The organism is Pseudomonas sp. 65/3-MNA-CIBAN-0223 (assembly GCF_040310425.1).
GTDB lineage: Bacteria > Pseudomonadota > Gammaproteobacteria > Pseudomonadales > Pseudomonadaceae > Aquipseudomonas > Aquipseudomonas gregormendelii.
This window is the reverse complement of record NZ_JBEOPV010000049.1, coordinates 1-1,617: the sequence shown is the minus strand read 5'-3', so window position 1 is coordinate 1,617 and position 1,617 is coordinate 1. Positions and strand designations below refer to the sequence as shown.

Annotated in this window: 1 protein-coding gene; it reads right to left on the bottom strand. The window is 56.5% G+C overall.

Annotated features, from left to right (window positions below; translation table 11 throughout):
- Positions 1-163: 163 nt before the first annotated feature.
- On the bottom strand, positions 164-1,537 hold the full coding sequence (locus tag AAEZ09_RS27835) for a transposase (RefSeq protein WP_350601571.1): 1,374 nt from the start codon (positions 1,535-1,537) through the stop codon (positions 164-166).
- Positions 1,538-1,617 lie beyond the last annotated feature (80 nt).

Genomic DNA, 1,617 nt, shown 5'->3' with positions numbered 1-1,617 from the left:
GGCCGATTCTGTTGAAAAAGTCGAATTTTCAAATGGCCTGAACTCAGGCACGACCACCACTGGAGAACCTACTCACCACATTGAGTGGTTTTTCGGCCCTTCGGTGACCTTTGCTACTCTGTTATTGGGTTAATTTAAGGTTTTTTGCTTGGTGCAGGCGCACCTATCCCGTAACTGGCGGACCTTGAGATGTAAGTTTGGCCAGCCGCCGTAGATTCTGCACCGCAGCGGCCAGCGTGAATTCATCGGTCGCGCCGCTCATGCCACGTAGTCGCAAGCGATCCAATCTCAGGATGCGCTTGAGGTGGGCAAACAACATCTCGACCTTCTTACGTTCGTGGCGAGAGCGCACATACTCCGGCGTCGCTGCGATGCGTCGAGCCACATCACGAGCGGCTTCATGGACGCTGCGGACGATCTTGCGAATTGAAGTGTTCGGGCAGCACTTGGCTTTCATCGGACATGTCGCGCAGTCGGTCTGCCGGGATCGGAAGATGATGGTGTTGGCTTTGGTGACGTGCGAACGCTCATTCTTGAAGGCTCGCCATTCGCTGCGCAGTGGGTTGCCGGCCGGGCAGCGATATTCCTCAGCCTCTTCATTCCAGTGGAAATCGTTGCTCGAAAAACTGTCGTTCTTGCGCTCGGTTTTGTCCCACACCGGCACATGCGGCTCGATGTCTTTTTCCTCCACCATCCAGGCCAGCATCGGTGCGGTACCGTAAGCGGTATCGCCAATGAGGCGTTCCGGCTTAATGTCGAACTGCGCTTCGACCCGTTCGATCATCGTCTTGGTGCTCTCGACTTCTGCGGTTCGATGAGCCGGTGTGGGTTCCACATCCACGATGACGCCGTGCTCGGTATCGATCAGATAGTTCGTGGAATAGGCGAAGAACGCTGGGCCGCCTGGAGCAGCGGTCCAGCGGGCCTGAGGATCAGTCAGCGACAGGCGCTTCGGTAGCGTTTCGGCCAGAGCCTCTTCATCGAGTGCCTCAAGGTACTCACGCACGGCGCGGGTGCTCAGGGATCGATCGCTCCAGTTGACCTGTTCATCACCCGGTACGCCGCGCTGCCGACTCGCATCCGCTTTGATGATGCTAGCGTCCACGGCAAACCCTTCGCCCTTGACCAGACCTGCGTCCATGCAGCGACGCAGCACCTCATTGAACAACCAGCGAAACAAATCGCTGTCCCGAAAACGGCCGTGTCGATTCTTGGAAAAGGTCGAGTGGTTGGGGACTTCATCTTCAAGGCTCAACCGGCAGAACCAGCGATACGCCAGGTTCAGATGGGCCTCTTCGCACAACCGCCGCTCTGAGCGAATGCCGTAGCAATAGCCCACGATCAGCATGCGAATCATCAGTTCGGGATCAATCGACGGACGCCCAATCGGGCTATAGAAATCGGCGAGGTAATGGCGCAGGTCGCTCAGGTCGAGACACTGATCAATGCTTCGTAGAAGGTGATTGGCTGGGATGTGATCTTCAAGGTTGAACGAGTAAAACAGTCGCTCCTGTCCACTCGATAGCTGTCCCATCATGCTGCGTGATCTCCCTCCGACCAATGCTGAGATTTTGCCGGAGGTCAGCCAGAGGAGCTACTTTTTCAACAGAATCGGCC

Coding starts and splice junctions, on each gene's coding strand:
- AAEZ09_RS27835 (WP_350601571.1), bottom strand. CDS start 1,537: ATGATGGGACAGCTATCGAGTGGACAGGAGCGACTGTTTTACTCGTTC.